This is a genomic window from Mesorhizobium sp. M7A.F.Ca.US.002.01.1.1 (genome assembly GCF_004022955.1).
GTDB lineage: Bacteria > Pseudomonadota > Alphaproteobacteria > Rhizobiales > Rhizobiaceae > Mesorhizobium > Mesorhizobium ciceri.
Map to the genome: position 1 here is coordinate 1 of NZ_RZQE01000731.1, position 2,101 is coordinate 2,101.

Annotated in this window: 2 protein-coding genes and 1 pseudogene; 2 read left to right on the forward strand and 1 reads right to left on the reverse strand. The window is 63.1% G+C overall.

What is annotated here, in order from left to right; translation table 11 throughout:
- Both EN932_RS34775 and EN932_RS39640 read left to right on the forward strand, forming a co-directional pair.
- A pseudogene (locus EN932_RS34775) lies at positions 1–180 on the forward strand (aspartate aminotransferase family protein); the annotation flags it as partial.
- A complete protein-coding gene (locus tag EN932_RS39640; protein ID WP_127370413.1) occupies positions 177–845 on the forward strand; it encodes a nuclear transport factor 2 family protein in 669 nt (222 codons plus the stop codon). The pseudogene EN932_RS34775 and the gene EN932_RS39640, both read left to right, overlap by 4 nt.
- Positions 846–959: 114 nt before the next feature.
- Here EN932_RS39640 and EN932_RS34785 read toward each other — a convergent pair.
- Positions 960–2,101: ABC transporter substrate-binding protein (locus EN932_RS34785; RefSeq protein ID WP_245483383.1), on the reverse strand; the 1,142-nt coding region annotated here is incomplete at its 5' end.

Sequence of the window (2,101 nt, forward strand, 5' to 3'; positions counted from 1 at the left end):
GGGGGTATCGCAGCAGGGATCGGCCACGAGGAAGGCCTCATCTTCCGCGCCATCGGCGATCAGCTCGCGCTCTGCCCGCCGATGATCTCGACAGAAGACGATGTGAAAGAAATCATGACGCGCATGGGCCGGACGCTTGAGCGCCTGACCGGTGCGGTTGCCAAGGAGGGACTCGAATGACCCGCATGAAAGCCGAACCGGTCGTCCATATCGACGACGAACGCTTTCGGGTCACCGAATGGCGCTTTGCCGCCGGGGCCGAGACCGGCTGGCATATCCATGGCCATGACTACGTCATCGTGCCGCTTACGGACGGCAAGCTCGGTCTCGAAGGCCCGGACGGCGCGCAGTCGCAAGCCGCCCTCACTCAAGGGGTGCCCTATTCGCGGCGGACGGGTGTGGCCCACAACGTCATCAATGCCGGCGATGCGCCGCTCGCCTTTCTGGAGGTCGAGGTCGTTGAGGCCGGCGACCTCGCAGCCAGGCGGCTCGCCGTGCTCGACCGGTTCCTCGCAGCCTGGAACGCCCGCGACGTGGGCGCGCTGATGGACTGCATGGCTGAGAATTGCGCTTTCCACGGCTCGGCTGGACCCGATGCCGAAGGGCGCAAGCATATGGGGCGTGACGCCGTGCGCGCCGCCTATGCAGCGCTGTTCGATGCTTTCCCGAAGGCCGCGTGGACCAGAGGACGGCACGTCGTGACGGGCGACACCGGGCTTTCATCATGGCGCTTCGTCGGCACCACGGCAGCGGGGCAGCAAATCGAAGTCGACGGCTGCGATATCTTCGCTTTCTCGGGGGAGCTCATAGCGCTCAAGGATTCCTACCGCAAAGCGCGAGGGTAGCGAAAATCTGAATTCATCGGGCAACGAGGGCGGTCCAAGCGGGCCGCCCTCGTTTTTTGTCCAAAGGCAAGATCCTCAAAAGATGAAAGGGCCGGGCTTACCCGGCCCATCTTCTTACTTGAGCAAGGCTTCCATCGGTACCGGCTCGGAAATCGTCCAGTTGCCTACAACACCCGGCTTGCCGGCCTTGGTCTCGACGATCAGGTACCGCGTCTGGTTCTGGTGATGCAGTTCCGGCGTGAAGGTACGAGGCCCGAACAGCGTCGGCTCGTTCTTCATCTTCTCCAGTTCCGCGACGACGGCGTCGGCATCGGTCGTGCCTGCACGCTCCACCGCCTTGGCCCAGACGTCGACCATGACGTAACCCGGAAAGACATACTGGCTCGAGGGATCGGCGCCTGTCTTCGCCTTGTAGGTGGCATTGAACTTCAGCACTTCCGGATTGGGATCGTCGCCATAGATCGATCCCTGAACGGGGACGTAGAAGTTCGTCAGATCGGGCACAGCGGATAGCCAATAACTACCGTCGACGCCCGAGCCATTCAGGATCATGGAGTTGATGCCCGCGGCACGAAGCTGCTTGATGGCCGAGACAGCGCCCGGCATCATCGTGCAAAGCATGATCGCATCCGGCTCCTTCGGCAGAGACTTGATGCGGGTGATCTGCGCGGCGATGGAGGCGTCCTCGTTTTTGAAGGTGTCTTCACCGACAAGCTTCGCGCCCTGGGCTTCGAGCTTCGGCATCATCCAGTCGAAGCCGTCGCAGATGCCCTTGTTGTAGGCCGTCCAGGTATCGAGCAGACGGTAGAAGTCCTTTGCGCCTTTTTCCTTGAATGCCCACTCGGCCATGGTCGCGCCCTGCACGGGCGCCAGCACCGACGCGGAGAAGCTGTGCGGGCCGACACCCTGGATACCGGCCTTGACCGATTCCGCGCACAGGAAGAAGGAGATACGGCCCGCGTCCTCGGCCGCGAGCGCAGCCGGCGATCCGAAGTCGTAGTCGCACGAGACGACCACGAGATCCGCGCCCTGGTCGAGCACGGAGAGGCCCGCCTTGGCGCCTTCGGCCCGGTCGGACTTGGTGTCGGCCTTGACGACCTTGATCTGCTTTCCAAGCAGACCGCCAGCCGCATTGATCTCGTCGATGCGGATCAAGGCCGCCTCCTGCGCAGGCTTGTCATAGGCTTCCATGAAGCCCGACTCCGCAGTGGCGAAGCCGATGACGATGGTCTTGTCATCGGCCAGGGCCGGGTATG